Origin of the sequence: Phyllobacterium sp., from assembly GCF_037994425.1 — a bacterium.
Classification (GTDB): Bacteria; Pseudomonadota; Alphaproteobacteria; order Rhizobiales; family Rhizobiaceae; genus Phyllobacterium.
Window position 1 is genome coordinate 46,572 of record NZ_JBBNAM010000054.1, and the last position, 22,958, is coordinate 69,529.

Here is a 22,958-nt window from a genome sequence, read left to right on the forward strand (position 1 = left end):
CCATGGCTTGAGGCAGGCGCAATGAAGATCGTTTTTGCAAACCGCTATTTCTCACCCGATCAGTCCGCGACGAGTCGCATGGTATCAGGGCTCGCCTTCGCGTTGCGACGGCGCGGCTTCGATGTTTCCGCCATAGCCAGCCGGACCATGCACGACAACTCGAATGTCGAGCTTGCCGCCGATGAAACGGTTGGCGGTGTAACGGTCAAGCGTCTCTGGGCGACACGTTTCGGGCGAAGCAACATCCTCGGTCGGGCAATCGACTATCTTACCTTTCACATTTCAGCGTTCTTCTGGTGCCTCGCCAATCTCGAAAAGGGGGATATCTGCATCGTCTGCACCGATCCGCCACTCCTTTCAGTTACGACGGCGCTGCCGATCCGCTGGCGCGGAGCACGCATGGTCAACTGGGTCATGGACCTCTTTCCGGAGGTGGCGATGGAACTCGGCATGCTGTCCGAAAAGAGCATCGCCGGCAGGATGAGCAAGGTTGCGCGCGACTGGTCGATGCGCAAATCCACGATGATCGTCTGTCCGACCGCGTCGATGGCGTCATACCTCGCGAAGCACGGGCTTGATGAGCGCCGGCTTAACGTCATGCATCACTGGTCCGACGGGGACGAAATCTATCCGGTTTTTCCCGCCGACAATAATTTGCGCACGCGCTGGGGGCTCCAGGAAAAGTTCGTCGTGGGTTACTCCGGCAATTTCGGTCGTGCGCATGACTTCTCAACACTACTGGAAGCCGCCGTGCTTCTCAGTGACCATGACGATATCCAGTTCCTGCTGATTGGTGGCGGCCAACAGCGTGGACATGTCGAAGAAGTCGTGCGCAACCGCGAACTCAAGAACGTGATTTTCAAACCGCTTCAGCCGTCGGAGCAAATTGCCGAGAGCCTGAGCACGGCCGATGCGCATATCGTCTCGCTCATACCGAGGCTCGAACACTGCATCGTCCCCAGCAAATTTTACGGCGTTCTTGCCTGCGGCCGCCCGACGCTCTTCATCGGGGACGGTAATGGCGAGGTTGCCCGCGTCGTCGCTTCTGCGGACTGTGGTGCGGCGGTAAAGATCGGTGAGGGTCAAAGGCTCGCTGACTACATTCTCAAAATGAAGAACGAGCCTGCTCGCCGCGCGGAGATGGGGATCAATGCCAGGCATACGCTCGACACGGTGTTCTCGCGCGAACAGGCGGTCGGGGCATGGTCGGATGTTATGCACCGGTTCCGCCAGCAATCGGCAGGGTCATCGCAAACGTCAGTTTATGGACCAGCAGAATGAGCGGCAGCGTCGTCGTCAGTCAGCTCGGTGCACGCATGCACTATGCCGTTCCGCGCATCTTTGCATCGGAGGGCCGACTTGCCCATTTCTATACGGACATCTGCGCTACGGAAGGGTGGCCGCGTCTTGTAAATCGGCTACCGCGCCGGCTGCTTCCCTCCTCGATGAAACGCCTGTCGGGTCGCATTCCAAAAGGCGTGCCCGCAGAACTCACCTCAACATTTCCGAACTTCGGCGCGAGGTCGGCGATCCGCCGCCTACGGGAAAAAAACAGTATCGACCATATGGCTCACACCGTATGGGCAGGTTCCGAATTCTCCCGCCTGGTCGCATCGAGCGGGTTCCACGACGCCGACGGTCTTTATGCCTTCAGCGGCGACGCGTTGGAACAGATGCAGGCCGCCAAGCAGCAGGGCATGTGGACCGCGGTCGAGCAGATGATCGCGCCGTGGAATGTCGTTGAAGAACTCGTGCGGGGCGAACATGCCAGCTTTCCAGATTGGGCGGGACCCTACATCGAGAACCAATATGCGCAGACTTTCGCGGAACGGGAAAAGGCCGAATGGGCGCTTGCCGACGTAATCGTCTGCCCTTCGGAATTTGTTCGGCGCAATGTCATTGAGCGTGGCGGCAGCCCGGAGCGTTGTGTGGTCGTCCCGTACGGGATCGACCCGCAATTTCCCGCACAGGACATCATCCGCATCGGCGGCCCCTTGCGGGTCCTGACCGTCGGCGAAGTCGGCCTGCGCAAGGGCTCACCCTACGTCGCCGGAGCGGCGCGATTGCTGGGCAAATCCGCAACCTTCAGGATGGCGGGCCCAAGCAAGCTCTCCACCGAGGTCAAGGCCCGTCTCTCCCAATCCGTCGAACTGCGTGGGATCATACCGCGAGCCGAAATGGCCAAGGAATATGAATGGGCGGATGTATTCCTTCTGCCTTCCATATGTGAGGGTTCGGCAACCGCCATCTATGAGGCACTCGCGGCCGGCCTGCCGGTCATTTGCACCGAAAATGCCGGCAGTGTCGTGCGGGACGGTGTCGAAGGCTTCATCGTACCCATACGTGATAGTCAGGCCATCGCCAAAGCCATTACCGAACTCAGTGATCATCCTGGCACAAGGGCCGCCATGTCGGAAAATGCCGTGTCTCGCGCCGCAGAATTCACGGTCAAACGCTACGGTGAGCGCTTGCTCGACGCCCTTTCCATGCTTCCTTCGCCACGGCAGAACCAGGCGGCTCGCTCATGAAAATATACCACGTCATCACCTCGATCGATCCGGCCCAGGGCGGCCCTCAAAGCGGCTGCATCCGAGTTGCAGCGGCCCAGGCGGCCCTTGGCCATGACGTCGAAATTATCAGCTATGGTGGCGGCGACGTTCAGCAGCGCGCTTTTCGCGCGGCCCATGACGTACCCCATCTTACGAAGTTGCACTGGCATCTGCTTGCCGATCCGGACAGGATCGAGAACGTTCTTGGCCTCAACGCCTCGAAAGTGCTTGGAAGCGTTTTGCCTGATGCGTCATTCATCCATCTGCACGGTGTTTGGGAGCCCATTCTGAGGCATGCCGCCCGAATCGCTCGAAGCTTGAACATCCCCTACTGTGTCCAGCCGCACGGAATGCTCGACGTCTGGAGCATGCAGCAGAAGCGCCTGAAAAAGCGCGCCGCCCTGATTCTTGGCTACCGCAAGATGTTGAACGGCGCAAAATTCATCCACGCTCTCAATGCGGACGAGGCAAATTTGCTGGAACCCTTGGGGCTTACGCCGCCCCGGCTTGTTATACCCAACGGCATATTTCTTGAAGAGTTCGCTGAACTGCCGGCCGAAGGATATTTTGCCGAACGCATTCCGCAACTGCGGGGCAAGCGCGTTGTGTTGTTCCTGTCGCGCCTTCACACCAAAAAGGGGCTCGACATCCTGGCGAGGGCGTTTGCGTTGCTCGCAAAATCGCATCCGGACGTCGATCTCGCCGTTGCGGGCCCAGATGGCGGGGCGAAGGACGGCTTCGTCAGTCTTGTCGCGCAATTGGGGATCACGAATCGGGTGCATCTGACCGGCCCGATCTACGGCGCGGAAAAGCTGCGGGCTCTCGTTGACGCGACGTGTTTCTGCCTGCCGAGCCGCCAGGAAGGTTTCAGCGTGGCCATCACCGAGGCCCTTGCCTGCGGGTTGCCGGTTGTGATCAGCGAGGCCTGCCATTTTCCAGAGGTTCGAACCGCTCACGCCGGCACAGTCGTCTCACTTGATCCGTCAGACGTCGCCGCTTCGCTCGCCAATATCCTCGACAATCCTGCGATGGCGAACATCATGGGTGAGAACGGCAAGCGCCTGGTGCGCGACAACTATACGTGGCCGCGTGTAGCGGAATTGACGCTCCAGGGCTATACATCGCCCAGCATCAAGCCGGCGGCCGGCTCGGCCAGACTTCTCATCGCTTCTGATCACCAGTAAAGCTTCTCTTGCCTAAGCAGAAGCGTCCCAATCAGTTGGGCGTAACTGTTTGTTTGCGTGCTCTGACCGGGTTTGCCGGATTGCCCACATAGATCATCCATGGATCGAGCTTGCGGGTTGCGACGCCCCGCGCACCGAGAACGGCGCCTTCGCCGACGACAACGCCGGGGCCGACAAAGGCTTCGGCGGCGATCCATGCGTTGCTCTTTATCGTGATCGGCCGGCTCTTCAGTGGAAAGTCCTCATCATCCACATCGTGCGTTCCCGTGCAGAGATGCGTACGCTGCGAAACAATGGCGAAATCCTCAATGGTAATGTCGGCCACGTTGTAACAAATTACGCCGGGGCCCATGGATGCGTGCTTACCCATCGTAAGGTTACCCGGCCACCAGATCTTCACACTGCTTCGGACGATCGCAGTCTTATCGATGCGTGCACCGAACCGTCGGAGTAACCAACCCCGCCATGGACTGAGCGGTGAAGGTGTCCATGCGGCAAGGAGCGTCCAGGAGATTATCCAGAGCAACCGCATCAGCCGAAACCGAAGGGCAAATGTCGCGCCCCCCAAACGTGGCAATGCTGCGCTCGCAGCGTCGAACGTCGGGTCGTTGTAACGTGATCGCATGATGTGCCTCTCCTTCAATTCGCCGCCACAAGGCGTGGTTTAGCCAAGCCAAGGGGAACACGCGGGTGAACACCTGGATGAGCCCGGCACAGCATCAGCGTCGGCAGGAGAAAGATCAGCATGTGTACCCAGACCATCACGGCCCAGTCGGTCTGATGCGATATCGCATGCATCGCCGGTACGATGGTTAGCATATAGACGATCTGGGCCGACATTTCGCCGGCAATGGCAGATACCCAGATGCGCCTGACTACATAGGATAAAAGGAGGAACTTGATGGCTCCGAAATACCAGAACGATTGAAATGCGTCGGCCATTCCGGTTTCGGTCGTGCCTGTAAGTGGGTTGTAGAACCGCCCGTTCGGCGCCAGATTTAACATCAGCGCTCTTTTCGCAGTTTCTCCCACCAATTGTGATGGAACGAAATTGAAGACGAGCCGATTCCAGTGAAACAGACCATAATCGTAAGCCCCAGCCAATTCCGAGAAATACATGCGCAACACAGCGTTGCGCATTTCGGGTCCGCCCTCTTCCAGCAGCTTGTCGAAGTTATTCACGATGTCAATATTGGCAATATCCTGCCATACAGGTGCTGAATTCGCGCGCGTTATGTCGCGATAGTCCGCCATGCTGCTCATTATGAGCATGCCTGCAACCATGCCGGCCACGGCCAGGGTCCGTGGCACGATCCATCCCCTGTAAAACCAGAATGACAATGCAAATATCGCAGCCAGTTCCACCGCTTCGGCGCGCTTTCCCGTGACCACGATCCGATCGAGATAGAATACCAGATCGATGCCGATGATGAACAGCGTCGTCCATGAGAAGCGACGGGCGAGACAAAGAGTGGCAATCGCCAGGCCATAGGTCAAAAAGCGGGCAAAGAAGAGCCAGATGACCGGCGCTCCGCTCATCTGGACACCAACGGAAACGTCACCCGCCAGTCGACTGAGCTTAAAGTAGAAGTATGCGCCCGTAAGAGACAGAAGGTAGGAGGCAATGACCAACTTCCTTTCGTCAAAGCTCCACCTAAAGAAGCCGTAGGGTTTGGCATTGGGCACCCAGCCGAGCCAACAGGCTATAAGGCAGGTGATTGAAAAGGCTATTGTCTTGACGTAGGCGCCCTCGGGTAAAAAGGGGTCATCGGCAAGGGCCGGCACCTGCGGCATAATGAATGTGAGCGTCATGACGCCCGCGAGGAACGGGAACTGATACATCCTGTCTCCGCGCATGTAGCCCCACAGGAGGAGCGCAAGCACGGTGAACAACATCAACCAGGTCAAAAGCCAATTCATGTTCTCACCTCACGGGAATATTCCGGAGGCGCGCCCCTCGTCGGTTCGACACCGAGTAGCAGCCTCACAGCATACCAAATAGTCTTGGGATATTCCTTGAGCAGTTGTACACCGTCGGCGCTGAAGGCGAGCTTCCAGAGTGGCTGGCTGCGTTCCACAGGCACGGACTTCCAGTGGATATTCGCCGAGGTTGCGGCAAAGCTCGCTTTGGCCCTGCGCGAATGGTACCAACTAGTTACCAAAACGGCTGTATGGGCGTCCATGTCTTTCAAGATCGGGGCGGAGAACAGGGCGTTCTCCCACGTCGTGCCCGATTGACACTCAACCGTGATCGAACCTTCGTCCACGCCGCGTTCGATCATGCCCTGACGAATCCAGTAACAATCGCCATCACCGCTGACGAGGACTCGCGGCGCAATGCCCTTGAGCCAGAGGTCAGATGCCCAAGCTGCTCTGGAAGGACCGTCGCCACCGAGGACCACGATCACGTCCGCCTTTTTTACGTTATCGCGGACGGCGAGCAGTATATTTGCGAGGAGAAATGCCGGGGCAACAGCCGATATCATCAGCACGCCCACGATCAGCAATCCCCCAGCGAGAAATCGGCCGGCTGCCTTGCTGTTATGTCTTTTCTCTAATGTCGTCCTGGGCTCGGCTTGGAGAGAAGTCATATCGAAAGGCCAAGCTCACGCCGCTTCAGTTCCTGCATCTTGATGACGATCATGTACTCATAGGACGCAATCAGTCGGCAATAATGATAACCTTGCCAACCGTCGAGAAAACCGCCGCGCAAAAAGTACATGTAAGCGAATCTGGCGGCAGGGCGGAATGGCAGGCGATAGGAGAACTCCTTCAGTGCCCTGCGCCTCGCCTCGGGTGTGGCGCTGAAGAAATTGTGCCACGGGACGCTCTTGTTCCGCAGGATCTGTAGGGATTCGCGCGCCTCAAAGCCCGAATAGCGGTTGTGCTTGTCGAACCAGGCCGCCATGCCCTTATTGAAGCTATAATGGATGAAATGCGACTTCAGGCGTCCGGTTGGTCCATCGCCCACCGGACGGGAGTGGCACTCGCGCTCATAGCGAATGCGCTCGGGGCGAGCAAGGCGAGTGATCCACGTGGGATAGAGACTCGAGCGCTTGATCCAGCGCCCCATGAACATGTTCTTGTAGCGCGCGCTGAACATAGCCTCCGGGCGGTCCGGATCGGCGGCAATCGCCAGCATTTCGTCGCGCAAGTCGTCGGGTGTGATCTCGTCAGCATCGGGCATGTAGACCCATTCATGCTTAAACTCGATCTCCTTGAGCCCATACATGCGCTGGTTGGTTTCGGTTTCGTACTTGTGCTGATAGACGCGGGCTCCGGCCGCTTTGGCGATCTCGACCGTGCGGTCGGTACTGAACGAATCGAGCACGACGATATCGTCACACCAGCTGAGGGATGCCAGGCACGCCGGCAAGCACTCTTCTTCGTTGAGGGTCATGATCAATGCAGAAATCACTGTCTCGCTCCGGTTTTCTTTGATCGTCAAACTGCGTCCGACAGGATGCCGGGCCGAGGGGGTGTGGCCGGCTGTACGGACGCATGGTTTATGTTCAGGTCGGGTCGACCCATCCCTGCCGGTACCACCGACAACTGCGGCACTGGCGCTGGCCGGCGCTGAGGCGTCGTCAGACGCCCCGTCGGTGTCAGATAGACGAAAACGCTATGCGCGATGAGTGGCACCAGCAGCGCGAACGTCATCAGAAGGTTCGAAGCGCCCAGGACGACGCTCATGCAGCCGATGCCGCCGCAGACCCCTGACGTGGCAACAATGGCCATGGTTGTTTTCGCCGGCGGGATCGCGCGGTCGAGCAGAAGATGATGCAGGTGCCAGCGGTCCGCAGCCAGCGGACTGCGGCCAGCTTGCACCCTCCGGACGATCAGGCTGAGCGTATCGATCACGGGCACGATGACGATCCAGAGCAGCACGGTGAATGCAATATTGGCGCGGATCGAAAGTGTAATGATCAGATAAGCAATGACAGCGCCGAGAGCCGTGCTTCCGGCGTCCCCAAGGAAAATCTTGGCGCGGGCAACCCACGGACTGCGCATGTTGAAGGCAAGGAACCCGCATACGGCGGCGAGGAGTACAAGCATCGGGAGTATCAGCTCCGTCACGCCCTTATAGGCTGCGATGACCGATAACCAGAACAGCGCCACGGCCGCGCAGCCTCCCGCAAGACCGTCGACGCCGTCGATCATGTTCCAGGCGTTGATGAGGCCGATGACGAAGAAAACCGCCACGATTGCAAGCAGCGGAAACGAGATGGCGAGTAGCGCGGGTGGCAAGGCAATGCCGGTGACGATGGTAATTCCCGAGAATGGATTGACCAGCATCAACGCCACCAGGAACTGCGCAGCCAAGCGTCGCACGGCCGGCAGGTCGACGCGGTCATCGATCACGCCAACTACCAAGGTTACCAGCAGCCCTGCCCAGAAATTTACGGGAAGCGACGTCGCGCGTTCATGCAGCATCATGACAATCGCAAAAGTCGCGAAAATGGCAATGCCACCGCAAAGCGGAACGACGCCATCGTGCAATTTGCGCCGGTCGGGATGATCGACGAGGGAGAACACAGGCGAGACCCGTTTCAGAATGACGACCAGTGCAGCACTTACAATCAGTGCTGCGAGAACATTGGTGATCCATGCAAACAAGACACACCCCCAGTAAATTGAACACTCGCCATGCAAGGTGTGTTCACCTGTCACGGCCATACCGAGTGGATTTTGGAAAACAGTACCGGCGGGGATGATTCCGCGCCATTTAGGAGAAGTGAGAAGAGGTTCCACCTGATGGATGAACCCGGCGGGAACGGGTGTGTCCGTTTGGACTAGTGAAAGAACGTCGCCTGTGGGAAAACAAGCGCTTCCGGGAGCTTACTGGGCAAACGGGTCAGCAGGGTAAGACCCGAATTTTTGCCTTTTCCCGACCAGGGGCCTTTCGCGCGCGCGAGGCGCGCCTTCGCGTCACGCCCGCGTCACGTTTGGTCCATTACCATTACCGATTAACATGAAATACAAGGGGTTAGCCGCATCGAATCGACTTTTAGACAGGCCCGCTTTCGACAAAATCATAGCAGAATCACGCGGTTTTTTCTCATCAAGTGGCGTAGGGTAGGATCATGAGTGTGACAGTGGCGCGTATGAGGACTGACCAAATCCAAAGCGGTTCCCAGACCGAGGGCGGGGCGAATTTCAAGAGCGGCATCCTCATCTATGCCGAGGCCGGGGTCGTATTCCAGGGCCTTGTGCAATCGCTCGAACGGACTTTCCCCGACCTCAAGGTTGACCTCTCGAACAAGCTTGCCGAGTCTGGCGAACACGATGATGGTGTGGGCCTTGTCATGATCCATGCCGATTTTGTAGCTGACCTCGTCGATTGCGTCGCGCGCTGCAAGATGCGCTTTCCCGACGCCTACGTAACGCTGATGATCGATGATACAAGCGCGTCCATTCCTGAATTCAACACGCTTTTTGACAACAAGCTGGTGCAGGGGCTCTTGCCCTTCAGTCTGAAGCTTGATGCCTGGCTCGCGGTCGTCTGGTTGATGCTGAATGGCGGTGAATACTATCCTTCAAGCATCGTTCGTTCGATGGCAAAGACCGCAAATGGCGCGCAAGGTAAAGCGCAGGCGTCGTTCAGTGCCCAGCCGAAGAATACGTCGATGAACGCCTGGCCGGTAAAAACGCTGACCTTGCGCGAGCACGAGATCCTGCAGCTTCTGTCCGAGGGCTTGCAAAACAAGATCATTGCAGACCGGCTTGCGCTTTCGGTGCATACCGTAAAGGTGCATGTCCACAACCTCATTCGTAAATTGCGCGCCCACAACCGCACCCAGGCGACAGCGATATATCGCGACAGCATGGAACACCCCGGTCTGAAGCCTTTCGATGCGACAGTGGTCCACTAACCCCTCTCAGGCCATCGACAATCGTCCTTGCGCACGTCCGGCAAACCGCAGCACGACGAGACCGAGCAGCGGGAACGCCGAGCCCAGCCAGCCAAGGTGAATCAACCCGATGTGGGAGAGGATCTGACCTCCGATCATCGATCCGAAAGCCACGCCGAGATAGAGCGCCGAAAAATTGAGCGAGAGGGCTATCGGCGCGCTTTCAGGCGCAATGGTGAGAACGCGGCTCGCCTGCGCTGGCGGAAACATCCAGGCGATGACGCCCCAAGCGAACATGTGAGCGATGAGTACGGGACCGGCGATATCATGCGGCAATTGCATGATCCAACTGACGGTTGCCAGCACCACGGCATTGAGGACGGAAGCGGCAATCACCGTGCGGGTCGCGCCCAGCCGATCTGCTAGTTGGCCACCAACGATATTGCCGATTGCCGCACCGATGCCGAAGGAGAGCAGAACCACCGGCATCATCGACTTCGCAAGGCCGACGCCATCAACGGCAATCGCAGCAATATAGGTATAAACCGCGAAGGCACCGGTCATGTAGAGGAGCGTCGTCAGCAGTGCGGGCAACAGGCCGGGGTGGCGGATCACCGAAAGGCGCTGGGAAAGACTGAGGCGGTCCGCATAAAGTCCGCGTGGTAACAGGGACCAGACGACGACGGCGGCAATCAAGCCGATGAGCGCGATAAATACATAAGTTCCCCGCCAGCCTGCGACACTACTGATAGCGGCGCCGAGCGGCGCGCCGAACGCCACGGCAAGCGTCGTGCCGCCGACCACGGCTGCAACGGCCCGGGCGCGGTGATGCGCTTCCGAAATCGCAACGGCAGTTGCCTGCGCCGTTGCCGCATAGAGACCTGCGGTGACGGCAATCAGAAGGCGCGCGATCATGAGCAGTGCGTACGTAGACGAAAAGCCGGCACACAACGCACCAATGACGAAGACTGTGGCGCTGCCGGCGAGGATCGTACGGCGGTCGAGCGAGCCAGTAAGCGCCGCAACCACCGGGGCGCCGATCGCATAGGCAAACGCATATGCAACGACCAGATACCCAGCCTGTACCAGTGTGACGCCGGTATCACCGGCGATCTGCGGCAGGAGGCTGGCCACGACAAATCCCTCGATACCGATGGCGAACGCGCCAAGAGCCAATCCGAAGAGGCGAATATTCATGGGAGTGACCTCAATGTTCAATGAATGTTGAACAAACGCCGCGGTCTCCCGGAAGTCAAGCGAAAAGTTCAACAAATATTGAACATTGAAAACACTCCTGCCAATTGCTATTGAATTTGTATGACAGAATATCTTGACCACCCTGCCGCCGACGACATAGCACTGCCGGCAGTGCTGACCGCACTTGGCGACGAGACCCGCCTCGCCATCATTGCCATCCTTGCCCGGAACGGCGAAAAGGCGATGACTTGCGGGCAGTTTCTGCAACTCGGCTCGAAGACCGCGATCAGTTATCACGTGGCGAAGCTGCGCGAGGCTGGCGTCATTCATGTGCGCCCTGATGGCACGCGCCGTCTCCTGACACTGCGCCGCGACGATCTCGACCGGAGATTCCCGGGTTTTCTCGATTCGGTGGTTACATCGGCTACGGCAATGCAAATGCCAGAAGCCCTCGACTTTGCAAGAACTGCAGAAACTGCGGGAGGTATGTAATGGATATCAAGGCAATTGGTTCGGTCCCTTCGCGGCGCGCGCCGTCCGAGTGGTTCACGGGCACCGTCTGGCAGGACCCGATTATTGAAACGCCGGCGCCCGCACGGCTTCAGGCGGTGATGGTTCGATTCGAACCCGGTGCGCGCACAGCCTGGCACACCCATCCGCTTGGGCAAACGCTGCATGTGGTGGCGGGAAAGGGACTGGTACAGGCCTGGGGCGAACCTATCCGCGAAATCAGAGCCGGCGATACGGTGTGGATTCCACCCGGCGAAAAGCATTGGCACGGTGCCGGACCCGACACCTACATGGCCCATCTCGCCATGCAGGAACGGCTTGACGGCAAGTCCGCCGAATGGCTGGAAAAGGTCTCGGATACACAATACTCCGGTCAAGAATAATCTGCTATGTTACGCAGGCAGCGTGCGGAGTGAAAGGAGACACCATGGCTTTCGAAGACATCAAGGCACAGATCGCCCTCTTGCTCGAAGCGATGGTCCAACGGCCCACCGATGCCCATGAGATTCACGAGAATCTGCGCGAAAAGCTCAACGAGCTGAGGGCCATGGGCATGCCCTTGCCCGATGACCTTGTTGCGCTTGAAAAGCGGCTCGAAACAGATTTCGACTCCTGATTGCTTACAGCGTTCTAGACAAACCGCTTCGGACCATCGCGGAACAATGAGCCGAGATCGTCAGTAGCCGGGCGTTCGCCCCGAGCCGGCCGTCCGTCGATCATGCCGATATCACGCAACATGTGATCGGAAAACTCTTCGGCGTCGATCCTGACAGGCCGCCGTTCGACGGGTGCCTGCCGCTCGGGCTTAGTCAGAAGCCCCTTTAACGTCAGATGGCCGAAGGCATGGGCGGCATGTGTGGGTACAGTGGTCATTGTTTCAACTCCAATTCAATCCTATGCGGTTCAGTCTTGGGTGAAATGAACATGCGCCCGACGACGCTTGTTTTCCAACAAAACACCAAGTAGCATGCATAAGTAGAGCTTATGTGAGACGTCAATGAATCTTCCACCCCTCGCCGCCATCCGGGTTTTCGAAGCCGCTGCCCGCCATGGCAGTTTCACCAAGGCAGCGGAGGAACTCGGCATGACTCAGGCCGCGGTCAGCTATCAGATCAAGCTTCTGGAGGAGCGCATCGGCGCCCAGTTGTTCCTGCGCCGACCGCGGCAGGTCACGCTTACCGAGGTGGGTGGGCGTCTCTCGCCGGTCATTAGCGACGCGTTCGACATGATGCGGGCGGCCATTGCCGCGACGCGCGAGAATGCCGATGGCGTGTTGACCATCAGCACGATCCCGACCTTTGCCGCCAACTGGCTGGTGCCACGGCTTGGATCATTCCAGCTAGCCCAGCCAAATCTGGCAGTCAGACTGCAGGCGAACCGAGAAATCATTGATTTTTCACGCCAAGACGCCGATGTGGGTATCCGTTCGGGCAGTGGTAAGTGGCCCGGACTAGTCGCCCACCGAATCTTCGATGCCGATTTCAGCCCGATGCTCAGCCCCGCGCTTGCGGCGTCGATAGGCGGCGTGAAAGCGCCGGAGGATCTCCTGAGACTGCCGATCGTGGATCCTGGCGATCCCTGGTGGAAATTGTGGTTCAGTGCGGCGGGTATCGCGAACCCCGATCTGCGCGGCGATCCGCGCAGCCGGTTCGGCGATCAGCACCTTGAAGGAAAAGCCGTGATCGCCGGCCAGGGCGTCGGCATCCTGACCCCGGCTTTCTACGAGACTGAACTCGCACAAGGCCTGCTTATCCAGCCATTCAATATCGTGGGCACGGCCGACCATTACTACTGGCTCGTCTATCCCGAGGCGCGGCGAAATGTGCCAAAGATCCGCGCCTTCAGGGACTGGCTTCTCGGCCAGTTGGAGAACGCGGTTTAGAAAATTGCGAGATACTTCAAAAGCGAAATGATGCCGATAACGATGACGATGACTTGGGCGATCTGTTTCGCTCGCCCGTCGAGCGGCAGCATCTGGATGAGGTAAAGCACGAGGAAAATCACCAGGACGGTGATCAAGAGACTGATCAATATCGACATTACAAACTTCCTGTTTTCGGGGATCAATATGAGAGTAGCTTCGGATAACTCCCGGCGCTGACCGTTAGTTCCACGAAATCCGCCGCGTGACGGCCAAATTGGTGAGTCTGCTGATTGTTTGGCTGCATATTTGCTGTTAGCGTCGCCGCGCTCCCGCTTATCTGTCAGGATTCTCATGCGCTCGTTGTTCCACCTTGCCTACCACGTAACCGATCTCGACAAGGCGAGGCACTTTTACGGGGCGATCCTCGGTTGCGAAGAGGGCCGAAGCACTTCGACATGGGTGGATTTTGATTTTTTCGGCCACCAGATTTCGCTACACCTCGGCAAGCCATTCGAAACGACCAATACGGGCAAGGTAGGCGACCACATGGTGCCGATGCCGCACCTCGGCGTCATCCTGCCGCTTGAGGCGTGGAACGATCTGGCCGCCCGGCTCGACAAGGCGAAGGTCGAATTTGTCATGCCGCCGACGGTGCGATTCAAGGACGAGCCCGGCGAGCAATGGACGATGTTCTTCCGTGATCCCTCGGGCAATCCGATCGAGGTGAAAGGTTTCGCAGATTTTGCCGGAATCTACGCCAAGCAATAATTCATGATGCCGCAATCCAATCTGAAGGCTGCGCTCTGGATGATGGGATCGCTTACCGCGATTCTGCTGATGGCGATATCGGGTCGCGAGGCCTCGCGGGAACTCAACGTCTTCCAGATCATGGAGATGCGCTCGCTGATCGGTCTGGCCATGCTCTATCCGCTCATCCGCTCTTCCGGCGGCGTTAAGGCGATGAGGACAACCCGCATCTGGCAGCACCTCGGTCGCAACACGGCACATTATGCCGGGCAGTTCGCATGGCTTCAGGCCCTGTCCATGATTCCGCTGGCGCAGGTTATCGCCATCGAGTTCACGACACCCGCCTGGACCGCGGTGATGGCGGTGGCTTTCCTCGGCGAGCGGCTCAATATATGGCGGGTCCTCACCATCATCCTCGGCATCGTCGGCGTCGTTATTATAGTGCGTCCCGGCATCGGCTCGGTGGAAACCGGGCAGTTGATTGTCCTTGGCGCCGCCTTCACTTTCGGCATTTCCTTCACCATGGTGAAATCGCTCACACGTACCGACAGTGTGGTGAAGATCATATTCTGGATGCTGGTCATTCAGTCGGCTATTGGCCTGTTCCCGGCCCTGCATGTCTGGAAATGGCCGTCCCTGCACGTCCTGCCCTGGGTCGTCATCATTGCCTTTACCGGCACTTTCTCACATTTCTGCATGGCAAAGGCGCTGCAATATGCTGATGCTACCGTTGTCATACCAATGGATTTCCTGCGCGTGCCGTTAATGGCAGTCCTCGGCTGGCTGATCTATGCAGAGCGCGTGGATATGTTCACTGCCCTCGGCGCTATCCTTATTCTTTGCGGCAATCTTCTCAATCTGAAGAACCGAACGGCGACCCGAACCCAGGACACAGTCTCCCTGTCTCAATCATAGGCCAGGCACCAGCCATCGCCCTTGAGCCAGCAACGGGCACTGGGGATATCACCCGAGCGATAAAGCCGGGTCACATGCTTTAGCCCGCCAGTGGCAAAAGCGATTGCAAGGGCCTTTTCGGACTTTGCATCACGCATACCTGCGCAAGGATAGATCGCCACGCCCGACACCGCCTGGGCAGAGTAGTCGTCACCCAGCCGCTTGATCAGGAAAACGGCGCCGCGCGGACGTGCGCCGCGACCGATCAGCGTGAAGCCATCATCGGTCGTGAGCGGCAGGAGAAGGCGGCCCCCATCCTTGAGGCGATCGAGCCAGATATCGGCGGGGCGGGTTGCGCCGGCATTGACATAAATCACATCGACTGGCGAGAAGGAAACCTTGGTGCCATCGCCGTGAACGATCTCGACATTGGTGTATTCGGCCAGATAATGCCCAGCACGTACCGCAAGATCCTCCTCAAGCTCGATGCCGAGAACGTGTCCAGACGGTCCAGCAAGACGCGCCATGATCGCGGTATAATAGCCCGTGCCGGTGCCGATATGAACGATGTGTTCGCCTTCGGAAATGTTTGCATGCCACAAAAGGTGAGCGTGCAACGACGGTTCGCCATTGTTGATGTGTCGTTCCGGCGCGATGCCAACGAGATCATCCGTATAGAGGTGTACTGGATCATCGTCAGGACTCAAACCAAAGCCCATCCCGAACCGGCTGATTGGCCATGGACCCGGACCCAAAAAATTCTCGCGCGGCACCTCGGCAAAGGCCCGCTCGATACGCGGATCGTCCACGCCAACGCTTGCCAGCACCTTATTGGCAAAGGCTCGCCTTATGCGCTTCAGGTCTTCGGCGTCAGTCATTGCCACGGTCTCGATCAGCTAGCGATGGCTGCTTCAGGTGCTGAAAGTTCATTACACGGCCCGATATTCTCCACAAGGAAATCGACAAAACTGCGGACCCTCGCCGCGAGATATTCATGTCCGACGAATACCGCATGGATAAGTTCGAGGTCGCCGGGATTATACGCCTCGAGAAGCACTTTCAGGCGTCCTTTTCGAAGGTCGTCAATCACGTGAAAGAGACCAAGCCGGGCAATCCCGAGCCCGGCAACGCACATCTGTTGTGCGGTTTCGCCATTGTTGGAAACGAAATTGCCGGAAACAGGCAAAAGTTCCGTTTCCTGAGACTGGGGGTCACGAAAAGGCCACTCGTTCAACGCGCGACGGAAGTTGAAATTGAGACAATTATGCTGCTCGAGATCGCTTGGCCGCTTTGGAACGCCATGCCTTTCGAGATAATCCGGCGCAGCGATGACCACCACGCGGCTCTCGAAGAGCTTGCGCGCCTTTAATGCGGAATTGCGCATGGGTCCGACGCGGATCGCAATATCGGCCCGTTCCTCGATAAGGTCGACGACGCCGTCACTCAGCGAAACATCCAGCCTGACGTCCGGATACTTCGCCAGGAATTTCGGCACGAGCGGCAGAATACAGGTTACGCCCACAGGAACTGATGAGTTGACCCGCAAAACGCCGCGCGGCGCGGCGGACGCGCCGTGGGCGACAGCCCGCTCCGCCTCCTCGATTTCCGCTACGATGCGCATGGCGCGCTGGTGATAGACTTCCCCTTCGGGTGTCAACTGCAGCGTGCGTGTCGAACGGACGAGAAGGCGCGTGCCAAGCCGTTCCTCGATGCGGCTTATCATCTTGCTGACGGCTGAAGGTGACAGGCCAAGCCGTCGTCCCGCCGCAGAGAAACTGTTGAGTTCCACCGCCTGCACGAAGACGTCCATTTCCCCGGCCCGATTATCCATGTCTAAGCCCGCCACTTGTGAACTCACTTCACAAGTATTGCGCATTAGGTCCAGATTATCAAGTTAATCGCCGCGAGCCATATTTGCCGGAAATGAACCCAGGGTTGGATGAACCCTATTTCGCGGCCGGTTCCCAAGACGGCCTTCTTGAAAGGACAACACAATGCCACTCGCTCTATTGGCGTTGACGATCAGCGCCTATGCCATCGGGACGACGGAGTTCGTCATCGTCGGCCTGCTCCCCACGGTCGCCAATGACCTCAACATCTCCTTGCCGCTTGCCGGCCTCATCGTCAGTGTCTACGCGCTTGGCGTGACGTTCGGCGCGCCAGTCCTGACGGCTCTGACCGGCCGCCTCGAACGCAAGCCGTTGCTGCTCGGACTGATGGTGCTTTTCATCGTCGGCAATACAGCTGCAGCCCTCGCGCCAAGTTACGAGCTTCTATTGGTTGCGCGCGTCCTCAGCGCCTTTGCTCATGGCGTATTCTTCTCAGTTGGCGCCACCATCGCGGCCGATCTCGTCGCGCCCAACCGCCGCGCTTCGGCCATCGCTATGATGTTCCTCGGCCTTACCGTTGCTATCGTCACCGGCGTGCCGCTCGGCACGTTCATCGGCCAGCAACTCGGCTGGCGGGCCACCTTCTGGGCCGTATCAGGCCTCGGCGTCATTGCATTCGCAGCGATAGCCATGCTCTTGCCTTCGAAGATCGCCAAGGCCGCTCCTGCCCGCCTCATCGACCAGGTGCGCGTCCTCGCAAGCGGCCGGCTGCTTCTCGCATTCGCCATGACAGCTCTTGGCTATGGCGGCACCTTCGTGATGTTCACATTCCTTGCCCCTGTCCTGCAGCAGATCACCGGATTCGGCGAGTCGACGGTCAGCCTCATTCTCGTGCTCTACGGCCTTGCGATCGCAGTCGGCAACATGGCCGGCGGGCGCATTGCCGATGGCAATCCGGTCGGCGCCCTGGTGGTGATGTTCGCGCTTCAGGCTGCCGTTCTCGCCGCTTTCACCATCACTGCCGCATCTCCGGTCTGGTCGCTGGTAACACTTGCCGCACTGGGAGCACTTTCCTTCTCCAATGTTCCGGGCCTGCAGCTCTATGTGGTACAGCTTGCCAAGGTGCATACGCCTGATACGGTCGATGTCGCCTCGGCGCTCAACATTGCCGCGTTCAATCTTGGCATTGCCGGCGGCGCCTTTCTTGGCGGCACCATCGTCGCCTCCCCGCTCGGGCTCGGTGCGACACCTTGGGTCGGTGCCCTTCTCGTCGTCGGAGCCCTCGGGCTGACGCTCTGGAGCCAGTTGCTCGACCGGCGCGCATCGGTCGAAGCTCTGGCCACCTGTTAAGACAAAGGAAAAAGCGATGTTCAATGTAAACGCCAATGGCGCAGAAATTCCGGCAATCGGCTTCGGTACGTTCCGTATGCCCGGCAATGACGTGCTTCGCATGGTGCCGGCCGCCCTCAAGCTCGGTTACCGCCATGTCGATACGGCTCAAATCTATGGCAACGAAGCCGAAGTGGGTGAAGCCATCGCAAGCTCGGGTGTCGCCCGAGGCGAGATCTTCCTCACCACGAAGGTCTGGGTTGACAAGTACCGGCATGATGCCTTCGTCAAGTCTGTTGACGAGAGCCTCAGGAAGCTGAAGACCGACTACGTCGACCTCCTCCTGCTGCATTGGCCGCAAAGCGACGTACCACTCGCGGAACGTATCGGAGCACTGAATGAAGTGCACGAAGCCGGCAAGGTCCGCCACATCGGCGTCAGCAATTTCAATACGGCGCTGATGGCCGAGGCTGTTGCGCTTAGCAAGGCGCCGATCGTCACCAATCAGGTCGAGTATCATCCCTATCTCGACCAGACCGCCGTGCTCGAAGCGGCACGCAAGCATGGCATGAGCATTACCGCCTATTATGCAATGGCCGACGGCAAGGTTATCGGCGATCCGGCGATCAAGGCGATCGCCGCGGCCCACGGCAAGAGTGAGGCACAGGTGGTGCTTCGCTGGCTCGTCCAACAGAAGGGCGTCGTTGCGCTATCGAAGACGGTGAGTGAAGAGCGGGCCCGTAGCAATTTCGAGATCTTCGATTTCGAGTTATCGGGTGACGAGATGCAGGCGCTGTATGCGCTGGCGAGGCCCAACGGCCGGATCGTCAATCCGGGGCATCTTGCCCCGAAATGGGACTAGTGAGCGCCGCCGCGACCTTCAACCCGCGCTATCGCGATGCAACCTGAGGGAGGTATTGGTTGACGAGGTTAACGACCTGGGCGTCGCGGCTTCTGGCTGTATTGCCACCCATCACGACAGCAATGAGCTGACGGCCATTATCGCTGACAGAGGTGACGATGTTGAAGCCCGAAGCCCGCACGTAGCCAGTCTTGATGCCGTCGGCGCCGTTGACCTGGTCGAGAACGCGGTTATGACCACGAATCTGTTTGCCGTTGAAAACGAAATCGTGCGCGGCGAAATAGTAGTATTGCCCGGGATAATGCCGACGCAATGCGAGGCCGAGCAGGGCCATGTCGCGCGCCGTCGTGATCTGTTGTGGGTCGGGCAGGCCAGAGGCGTTATGGAAGTTCGTGCCCCTCATGCCAAGGCGTCGAGCCTTCTCGGTCATCAGCGCCGCAAACTGGTCTTCGCTGCCGCCAAGATATTCCGCGAGCGCCACGGCAACGTCATTCGCCGATTTCACGACGATCGCCTTGATCGCCGTGTCGACGTCAATGGCCTGGCCCGGGCGGATGCCAAGCTTGCTGGGGGCCTGCGATGCCGCATGCGCCGAAACCGGGATCATGGTCGATTTGGAGATCCGACCCGACTGGAGGGCTTCGAACGTGAGGTAGAGCGTCATCATCTTGGTCAATGATGCGGGAACGCGCGGCAAATCGGCATTTGCCGAATAGAGAACAACCCCTGTGCTGCCATCAACGACGACGGACGCATATTTTTCGGAGTTCAGGGGCACGACCGCGACCGTCGCAGGGGTCGGATCGAGCGTGGCGGCCGTCGTGCAACCACTCGCGATACCAAGGATCACCGCCATCAAAGTTACGGATTTCGATAACGAATACAAAGCCCTAAGAACTCGCCCCACGTTTGTCTTCCGGATCGTTTTACCCGCGACAGAAGCAAAATCCTATCGCAGGATCGTTAATAAATCAGCGTTACCGGCGCTTGTTAGCCGATTTCGGCTAATTCGCCAAGCACCGGCGCGCAACGTAAATTGCCGCTGCCTCATGCTTTCAAAACAACCTTGACGCTGCGCGAGCGGTCGAGCGCGGTTAAAAAGGCCTCCGGAGCATCCGAAAGCTGATATTCCCCAGTCACCAATCGCAATACGTCGATCTTGCCTCCGACTATCAATTCGACCGCCTCGAAGAATTCCTCGCCGAACCGGAAAGTCCCGACGAGGTCGAGTTCCTTGGCCATGACAGCGTTGGCCGGCACGGGTATGGTGCCTCCTGCAAGATTGCCGACCTGGACCACGGTTCCGCCGCGACGCACGGTCCGGATAGCCGACGCTAATCCGGCGGCGGTTCCCGAAATTTCGAAGGCGATATCGAATGGCGTCGCCTGCGCCAGTGTTGCCAATTGTTCTTCGCCCTTTGACAAGTCTACAATTTGGTCGGCGCCCAGTTCTTCGGCAAATTTCAGCGGTGCCGCGGCAACATCGACCATGGTCACCGAACCTGCCTCGGCATGTTTCAAAGCGAGCATCGTCAGCAGGCCGATTGGCCCCGCTCCGAAGATTATGGTGGAGAAACCCTTGACATGGCCGGCACGCCGGACTGCATGCAGGCAGACCGCGAGCGGCTCGGCGAGTGCCGCGGCCTCCAGTGGAAGGTCTGCCGGGACCTTCACGCACTGGGCCGCGGTTGCGTCGAAGAGGCTGGCGAACCCACCCTGCATATGCGGCGTCTTGGAAGCGGATCCCATGAAATAGATGTTCTCGCAGAGGTTGGGGCGGCCCTCATGGCAATAAACACAGGTCTCGCACCAGCGCGAGGGATTGACCGCAACATGATCGCCCACGCTGAGCGACGTGACATTGCTGCCGAGGGCCACCACCTCGCCGGCAATCTCGTGGCCAAGGATCAACGGAGACGTGACAACGAAATCGCCCGTCCTTGCATGGCGGAAGTAGTGCATGTCCGACCCGCAGATACCACCGGCGCCGAACTTGACACGGACCATGTTGGGCGCAACTTCGCCAAGTTCGATATCGACGACGCGAAGATCCTCCGCGCCGAAGAGTGTAGCAGCTATGCCTTTCGTACTCATCTGATCAGACCCAATTGTGTTGGCAGCCAAAGTGTAATCGCCGGGATGAAGGTAATGGCGATCAGCGCGATAAAGAGCGGAACGAGCCAAGGCAGGATCGCCATGGTGGTGCGTTCGACAGAAAGTTTGGCGACCCGTGACAGGACGAACAATACCATGCCGAGCGGCGGATGCAGAAGGCCGATCATCAGGTTGAGCGTCATGATCAAACCGAAATGCACGGGGTCAATGCCGAACTTGAGCACAAGTGGCAAGAGGATCGGCACGAGGATGGTGATCGCGGCAATCGTATCGAGGAAGCAGCCGACGAACAGCATCAACAGGTTCACGAGGATGAGGAACACCCACTTGTTTTCCGTGATCGAGAGGATTGTCGACGAAAGAAGCTGCGCTGCTTGGCTTACGGTCAAAAGCCAGGCAAACACCGATGCCGCCGTGACGATGAACAGCACAGATGCCGTAGTCTCGATCGTGTCGAAGCTCGCCTTCGCCAGGCTCGACAGAGTCATCGTGCGGTAGCGGACAAGCCCGAGGAACAGGGACCAGAGCACGGCGGCAACCGCGGCCTCGGTCGGCGTGAACCAGCCCATCGTCATGCCGCCGATCAGGATGACCGGCGTCATGAGCGCCATGACCGCCGAAAAGTCGAAGTACCAGTCGGCTGCAAGCAAAAGGACAAGCGCGATGCCGACCGATGCGTTGATCGACAGCCCGGTAAGGGTCAGAAGGTAAATCACGACCGGGACACTGAGGACAACGACGATTTCCAGCGAGGCTTCGAGAAGCTGCTTGATCTCGAATGGTGCGTCGGAGCCCCAGCGCTTGACGTAAGCGAATATGGCAACCGTGACCATCATCAGCACGGTCATGACGATACCGGGCAAAATGCCGGCCATGAAAAGCGCGCCGATAGAGACATTGGCCATCATGCCGTAAATGACGAACGGCAATGAGGGCGGAAAGATCGGACCAAGGGTCGCGGAGGCGGCGGTTACACCGACGGCCGCATCGACCGGATAACCGTGGTCCTTCATGGCCTTGATTTCGATCGTGCCGATCCCGGCGGCATCGGCAAGCGCCGTACCGGACATGCCGGAGAAGATGACCGAGCCGATGATGTTGACCTGGGCAAGCCCGCCTTTCATCCAGCCGACGAGCGCGACCGCGAAGGAATAGATGCGGCCGGTGACGCCCGCCGAGTTCATGAGATTTCCGGCCAGGATGAAGAACGGCACCGCGAGTAGCGGGAAGCTCTCGACGCCTGCGATCATGCGCTGCGCCACGATGATGTCAGGGGCGACACCAAAGAAGACCAGATAGAGCACCGATGCGACGGCCATCGAGATCGCCACCGGGACGCCGACAAGCATGAGGACGAGAAATGTTCCGACGAGCAGCAGCATGGATCAATCCTCTACCTTGTGAAATTCCTCGGGCCGTTCGAGAACCGAATAGCCCCGGCGCATATTGCTGATGAAAACCTGGATGGAGCGAACGAGCATCAATACGAATGCGGCAAAGACGGCGTAGAAAACGATGTTTCGCGGCAGGTCGATCGTCACCATGCGCTCGTCGGCGACGATGTCGGTATAGCGCCACATGAGCCAGACCCCATAGGCGAAGAAACCGATACGCACGATGTCGACAAACGTCGACAGGACGCGGGCAATGGAAACCGGAAGATAGTGATAGAGTACGTCGACCTGGATGTGGCGCGATACGCGCACGCACATGATCGAGCCCAGGAAAACGACTGCAATGAGGCAGTTGGTTGCTATCTCCTCCGTCCATGCATAGCTGTTATTGAGAACATAGCGGGTAAAGAACTGCACGAACACGCAGGCGGTCATCAGCCAAAAAACGGCGAGCGTCAGCCAGTCTTCGAGCGCATAGTCCGCAACGTGTGCCACGGGCGCCGCTTCCTCGAAGGAATGGGCGATTTCCTCGGCGGTAATCTGGGTATGAACTTCCTTTGCCATCGGCATTCTCCAGTCGTCGCATCAGCGTGGTGGAATGGCCGGGCGGCTGTGCCGTCCGGCCCTCCGTG

General features: G+C 58.6%; 26 protein-coding genes. 12 read left to right on the plus strand and 14 right to left on the minus strand.

Features of this window, described 5'->3' with window-relative positions:
• Window positions 1–21 precede the first annotated feature (21 nt).
• From AAAB35_RS03785 to AAAB35_RS03795, 3 genes are read left to right on the plus strand one after another with little or no spacing between them, the layout of a single operon-like run.
• A complete protein-coding gene (locus tag AAAB35_RS03785; protein WP_340666891.1) occupies window positions 22–1,281 on the plus strand; it encodes a glycosyltransferase family 4 protein in 1,260 nt (419 codons plus the stop codon).
• Complete coding sequence (locus AAAB35_RS03790) at window positions 1,278–2,528, plus strand: glycosyltransferase family 4 protein (RefSeq protein ID WP_340666892.1); 1,251 nt, start codon at window positions 1,278–1,280, stop codon at window positions 2,526–2,528. Before AAAB35_RS03785 ends, AAAB35_RS03790 begins: the two co-directional genes overlap by 4 nt.
• Window positions 2,525–3,733, plus strand: a complete 1,209-nt coding sequence (locus AAAB35_RS03795) for a glycosyltransferase (RefSeq protein WP_340666893.1) — start codon at window positions 2,525–2,527, stop codon at window positions 3,731–3,733. Before AAAB35_RS03790 ends, AAAB35_RS03795 begins: the two co-directional genes overlap by 4 nt.
• A gap of 31 nt (window positions 3,734–3,764) precedes the next feature.
• On the opposite strand, the gene AAAB35_RS03800 is transcribed toward AAAB35_RS03795, so the two are convergent.
• From AAAB35_RS03800 to AAAB35_RS03820, 5 genes are read right to left on the minus strand one after another with little or no spacing between them, the layout of a single operon-like run.
• Window positions 3,765–4,358: a putative colanic acid biosynthesis acetyltransferase gene (locus tag AAAB35_RS03800; RefSeq protein ID WP_340666894.1), complete on the minus strand. Its 594-nt coding sequence runs from the start codon at window positions 4,356–4,358 to the stop codon at window positions 3,765–3,767.
• Between the two features lie 14 nt (window positions 4,359–4,372).
• On the minus strand, window positions 4,373–5,653 hold the full coding sequence (locus AAAB35_RS03805; RefSeq protein WP_340666895.1) for a hypothetical protein: 1,281 nt from the start codon (window positions 5,651–5,653) through the stop codon (window positions 4,373–4,375).
• Window positions 5,650–6,324: a YdcF family protein gene (locus AAAB35_RS03810; protein WP_340666896.1), complete on the minus strand. Its 675-nt coding sequence runs from the start codon at window positions 6,322–6,324 to the stop codon at window positions 5,650–5,652. Before AAAB35_RS03810 ends, AAAB35_RS03805 begins: the two co-directional genes overlap by 4 nt.
• Window positions 6,321–7,133, minus strand: a complete 813-nt coding sequence (locus AAAB35_RS03815) for a glycosyltransferase family 2 protein (RefSeq protein ID WP_340666938.1) — start codon at window positions 7,131–7,133, stop codon at window positions 6,321–6,323. Before AAAB35_RS03815 ends, AAAB35_RS03810 begins: the two co-directional genes overlap by 4 nt.
• 44 nt (window positions 7,134–7,177) lie before the next feature.
• Complete coding sequence (locus AAAB35_RS03820; RefSeq protein WP_340666897.1) at window positions 7,178–8,350, minus strand: MraY family glycosyltransferase; 1,173 nt, start codon at window positions 8,348–8,350, stop codon at window positions 7,178–7,180.
• Between the two features lie 467 nt (window positions 8,351–8,817).
• Between AAAB35_RS03820 and AAAB35_RS03825 the strand changes: the two genes are divergently transcribed.
• A complete protein-coding gene (locus tag AAAB35_RS03825; protein WP_340666898.1) occupies window positions 8,818–9,606 on the plus strand; it encodes a response regulator transcription factor in 789 nt (262 codons plus the stop codon).
• A gap of 6 nt (window positions 9,607–9,612) precedes the next feature.
• Here AAAB35_RS03825 and AAAB35_RS03830 read toward each other — a convergent pair whose 3' ends face one another.
• On the minus strand, window positions 9,613–10,782 hold the full coding sequence (locus tag AAAB35_RS03830; protein WP_340666899.1) for an MFS transporter: 1,170 nt from the start codon (window positions 10,780–10,782) through the stop codon (window positions 9,613–9,615).
• A gap of 120 nt (window positions 10,783–10,902) precedes the next feature.
• Here AAAB35_RS03830 and AAAB35_RS03835 point away from each other — a divergent pair, with 120 nt between their 5' ends.
• The 3 genes from AAAB35_RS03835 to AAAB35_RS03845 are packed head-to-tail and all read left to right on the plus strand — an operon-like array spanning window position 10,903 to window position 11,908.
• The gene (locus AAAB35_RS03835) at window positions 10,903–11,274 is read left to right on the plus strand and encodes a helix-turn-helix transcriptional regulator (RefSeq protein ID WP_340666900.1); all 372 of its coding nucleotides are present in this window, start codon (window positions 10,903–10,905) and stop codon (window positions 11,272–11,274) included.
• A complete protein-coding gene (locus AAAB35_RS03840) occupies window positions 11,274–11,675 on the plus strand; it encodes a cupin domain-containing protein (protein WP_340666901.1) in 402 nt (133 codons plus the stop codon). Before AAAB35_RS03835 ends, AAAB35_RS03840 begins: the two co-directional genes overlap by 1 nt.
• A gap of 44 nt (window positions 11,676–11,719) precedes the next feature.
• Window positions 11,720–11,908 (plus strand): hypothetical protein, encoded by a 189-nt coding sequence (locus AAAB35_RS03845; protein ID WP_340666902.1) that lies wholly within the window; start codon window positions 11,720–11,722, stop codon window positions 11,906–11,908.
• A 14-nt stretch (window positions 11,909–11,922) separates the two neighbouring features.
• On the opposite strand, the gene AAAB35_RS03850 is transcribed toward AAAB35_RS03845, so the two are convergent.
• Window positions 11,923–12,165, minus strand: a complete 243-nt coding sequence (locus AAAB35_RS03850; protein WP_340666903.1) for a hypothetical protein — start codon at window positions 12,163–12,165, stop codon at window positions 11,923–11,925.
• A 124-nt stretch (window positions 12,166–12,289) separates the two neighbouring features.
• On the opposite strand from AAAB35_RS03850, the gene AAAB35_RS03855 reads away from it, so the two are divergent.
• The gene (locus AAAB35_RS03855) at window positions 12,290–13,174 is read left to right on the plus strand and encodes a LysR substrate-binding domain-containing protein (RefSeq protein ID WP_340666904.1); all 885 of its coding nucleotides are present in this window, start codon (window positions 12,290–12,292) and stop codon (window positions 13,172–13,174) included.
• Here AAAB35_RS03855 and AAAB35_RS03860 read toward each other — a convergent pair.
• Window positions 13,171–13,332, minus strand: coding sequence for a Thivi_2564 family membrane protein (locus AAAB35_RS03860; protein ID WP_340666905.1), 162 nt, complete (start codon window positions 13,330–13,332; stop codon window positions 13,171–13,173). The two genes, AAAB35_RS03855 and AAAB35_RS03860, sit on opposite strands and share 4 nt — an antisense overlap.
• 175 nt (window positions 13,333–13,507) lie before the next feature.
• On the opposite strand from AAAB35_RS03860, the gene AAAB35_RS03865 reads away from it, so the two are divergent.
• Both AAAB35_RS03865 and AAAB35_RS03870 read left to right on the plus strand, forming a co-directional pair.
• A complete protein-coding gene (locus tag AAAB35_RS03865; protein WP_340666906.1) occupies window positions 13,508–13,924 on the plus strand; it encodes a VOC family protein in 417 nt (138 codons plus the stop codon).
• 3 nt (window positions 13,925–13,927) lie between these two features.
• Window positions 13,928–14,818 carry a DMT family transporter gene (locus AAAB35_RS03870; RefSeq protein WP_340666907.1) on the plus strand — a complete coding sequence of 297 codons (891 nt, stop codon included), beginning with the start codon at window positions 13,928–13,930 and terminating at the stop codon, window positions 14,816–14,818.
• Here the strand turns inward: AAAB35_RS03870 and AAAB35_RS03875 are convergent.
• Window positions 14,809–15,675, minus strand: a complete 867-nt coding sequence (locus AAAB35_RS03875) for an rRNA adenine N-6-methyltransferase family protein (RefSeq protein WP_340666908.1) — start codon at window positions 15,673–15,675, stop codon at window positions 14,809–14,811. The two genes, AAAB35_RS03870 and AAAB35_RS03875, sit on opposite strands and share 10 nt — an antisense overlap.
• A gap of 14 nt (window positions 15,676–15,689) precedes the next feature.
• Window positions 15,690–16,628: a LysR family transcriptional regulator gene (locus AAAB35_RS03880; RefSeq protein WP_340666909.1), complete on the minus strand. Its 939-nt coding sequence runs from the start codon at window positions 16,626–16,628 to the stop codon at window positions 15,690–15,692.
• Window positions 16,629–16,791: 163 nt separating this feature from the next.
• On the opposite strand from AAAB35_RS03880, the gene AAAB35_RS03885 reads away from it, so the two are divergent.
• Together AAAB35_RS03885 and AAAB35_RS03890 are read left to right on the plus strand one after the other, a co-directional pair.
• Window positions 16,792–17,976: an MFS transporter gene (locus tag AAAB35_RS03885; protein WP_340666910.1), complete on the plus strand. Its 1,185-nt coding sequence runs from the start codon at window positions 16,792–16,794 to the stop codon at window positions 17,974–17,976.
• Window positions 17,977–17,992: 16 nt separating this feature from the next.
• A complete protein-coding gene (locus tag AAAB35_RS03890; RefSeq protein WP_340666911.1) occupies window positions 17,993–18,817 on the plus strand; it encodes an aldo/keto reductase in 825 nt (274 codons plus the stop codon).
• Window positions 18,818–18,845: 28 nt separating this feature from the next.
• Here AAAB35_RS03890 and AAAB35_RS03895 read toward each other — a convergent pair whose 3' ends face one another.
• The 4 genes from AAAB35_RS03895 to AAAB35_RS03910 all read right to left on the minus strand — a co-directional run bounded on the left by AAAB35_RS03895 (window position 18,846) and on the right by AAAB35_RS03910 (window position 22,890).
• The gene (locus tag AAAB35_RS03895) at window positions 18,846–19,673 is read right to left on the minus strand and encodes a D-alanyl-D-alanine carboxypeptidase family protein (RefSeq protein ID WP_340666912.1); all 828 of its coding nucleotides are present in this window, start codon (window positions 19,671–19,673) and stop codon (window positions 18,846–18,848) included.
• A 191-nt stretch (window positions 19,674–19,864) separates the two neighbouring features.
• The gene (locus tag AAAB35_RS03900) at window positions 19,865–20,911 is read right to left on the minus strand and encodes an L-idonate 5-dehydrogenase (protein WP_340666913.1); all 1,047 of its coding nucleotides are present in this window, start codon (window positions 20,909–20,911) and stop codon (window positions 19,865–19,867) included.
• Window positions 20,908–22,314 (minus strand): TRAP transporter large permease, encoded by a 1,407-nt coding sequence (locus AAAB35_RS03905; RefSeq protein ID WP_340666914.1) that lies wholly within the window; start codon window positions 22,312–22,314, stop codon window positions 20,908–20,910. Before AAAB35_RS03905 ends, AAAB35_RS03900 begins: the two co-directional genes overlap by 4 nt.
• Before the next feature lie 3 nt (window positions 22,315–22,317).
• Window positions 22,318–22,890 carry a TRAP transporter small permease gene (locus tag AAAB35_RS03910; protein WP_340666915.1) on the minus strand — a complete coding sequence of 191 codons (573 nt, stop codon included), beginning with the start codon at window positions 22,888–22,890 and terminating at the stop codon, window positions 22,318–22,320.
• Window positions 22,891–22,958 lie beyond the last annotated feature (68 nt).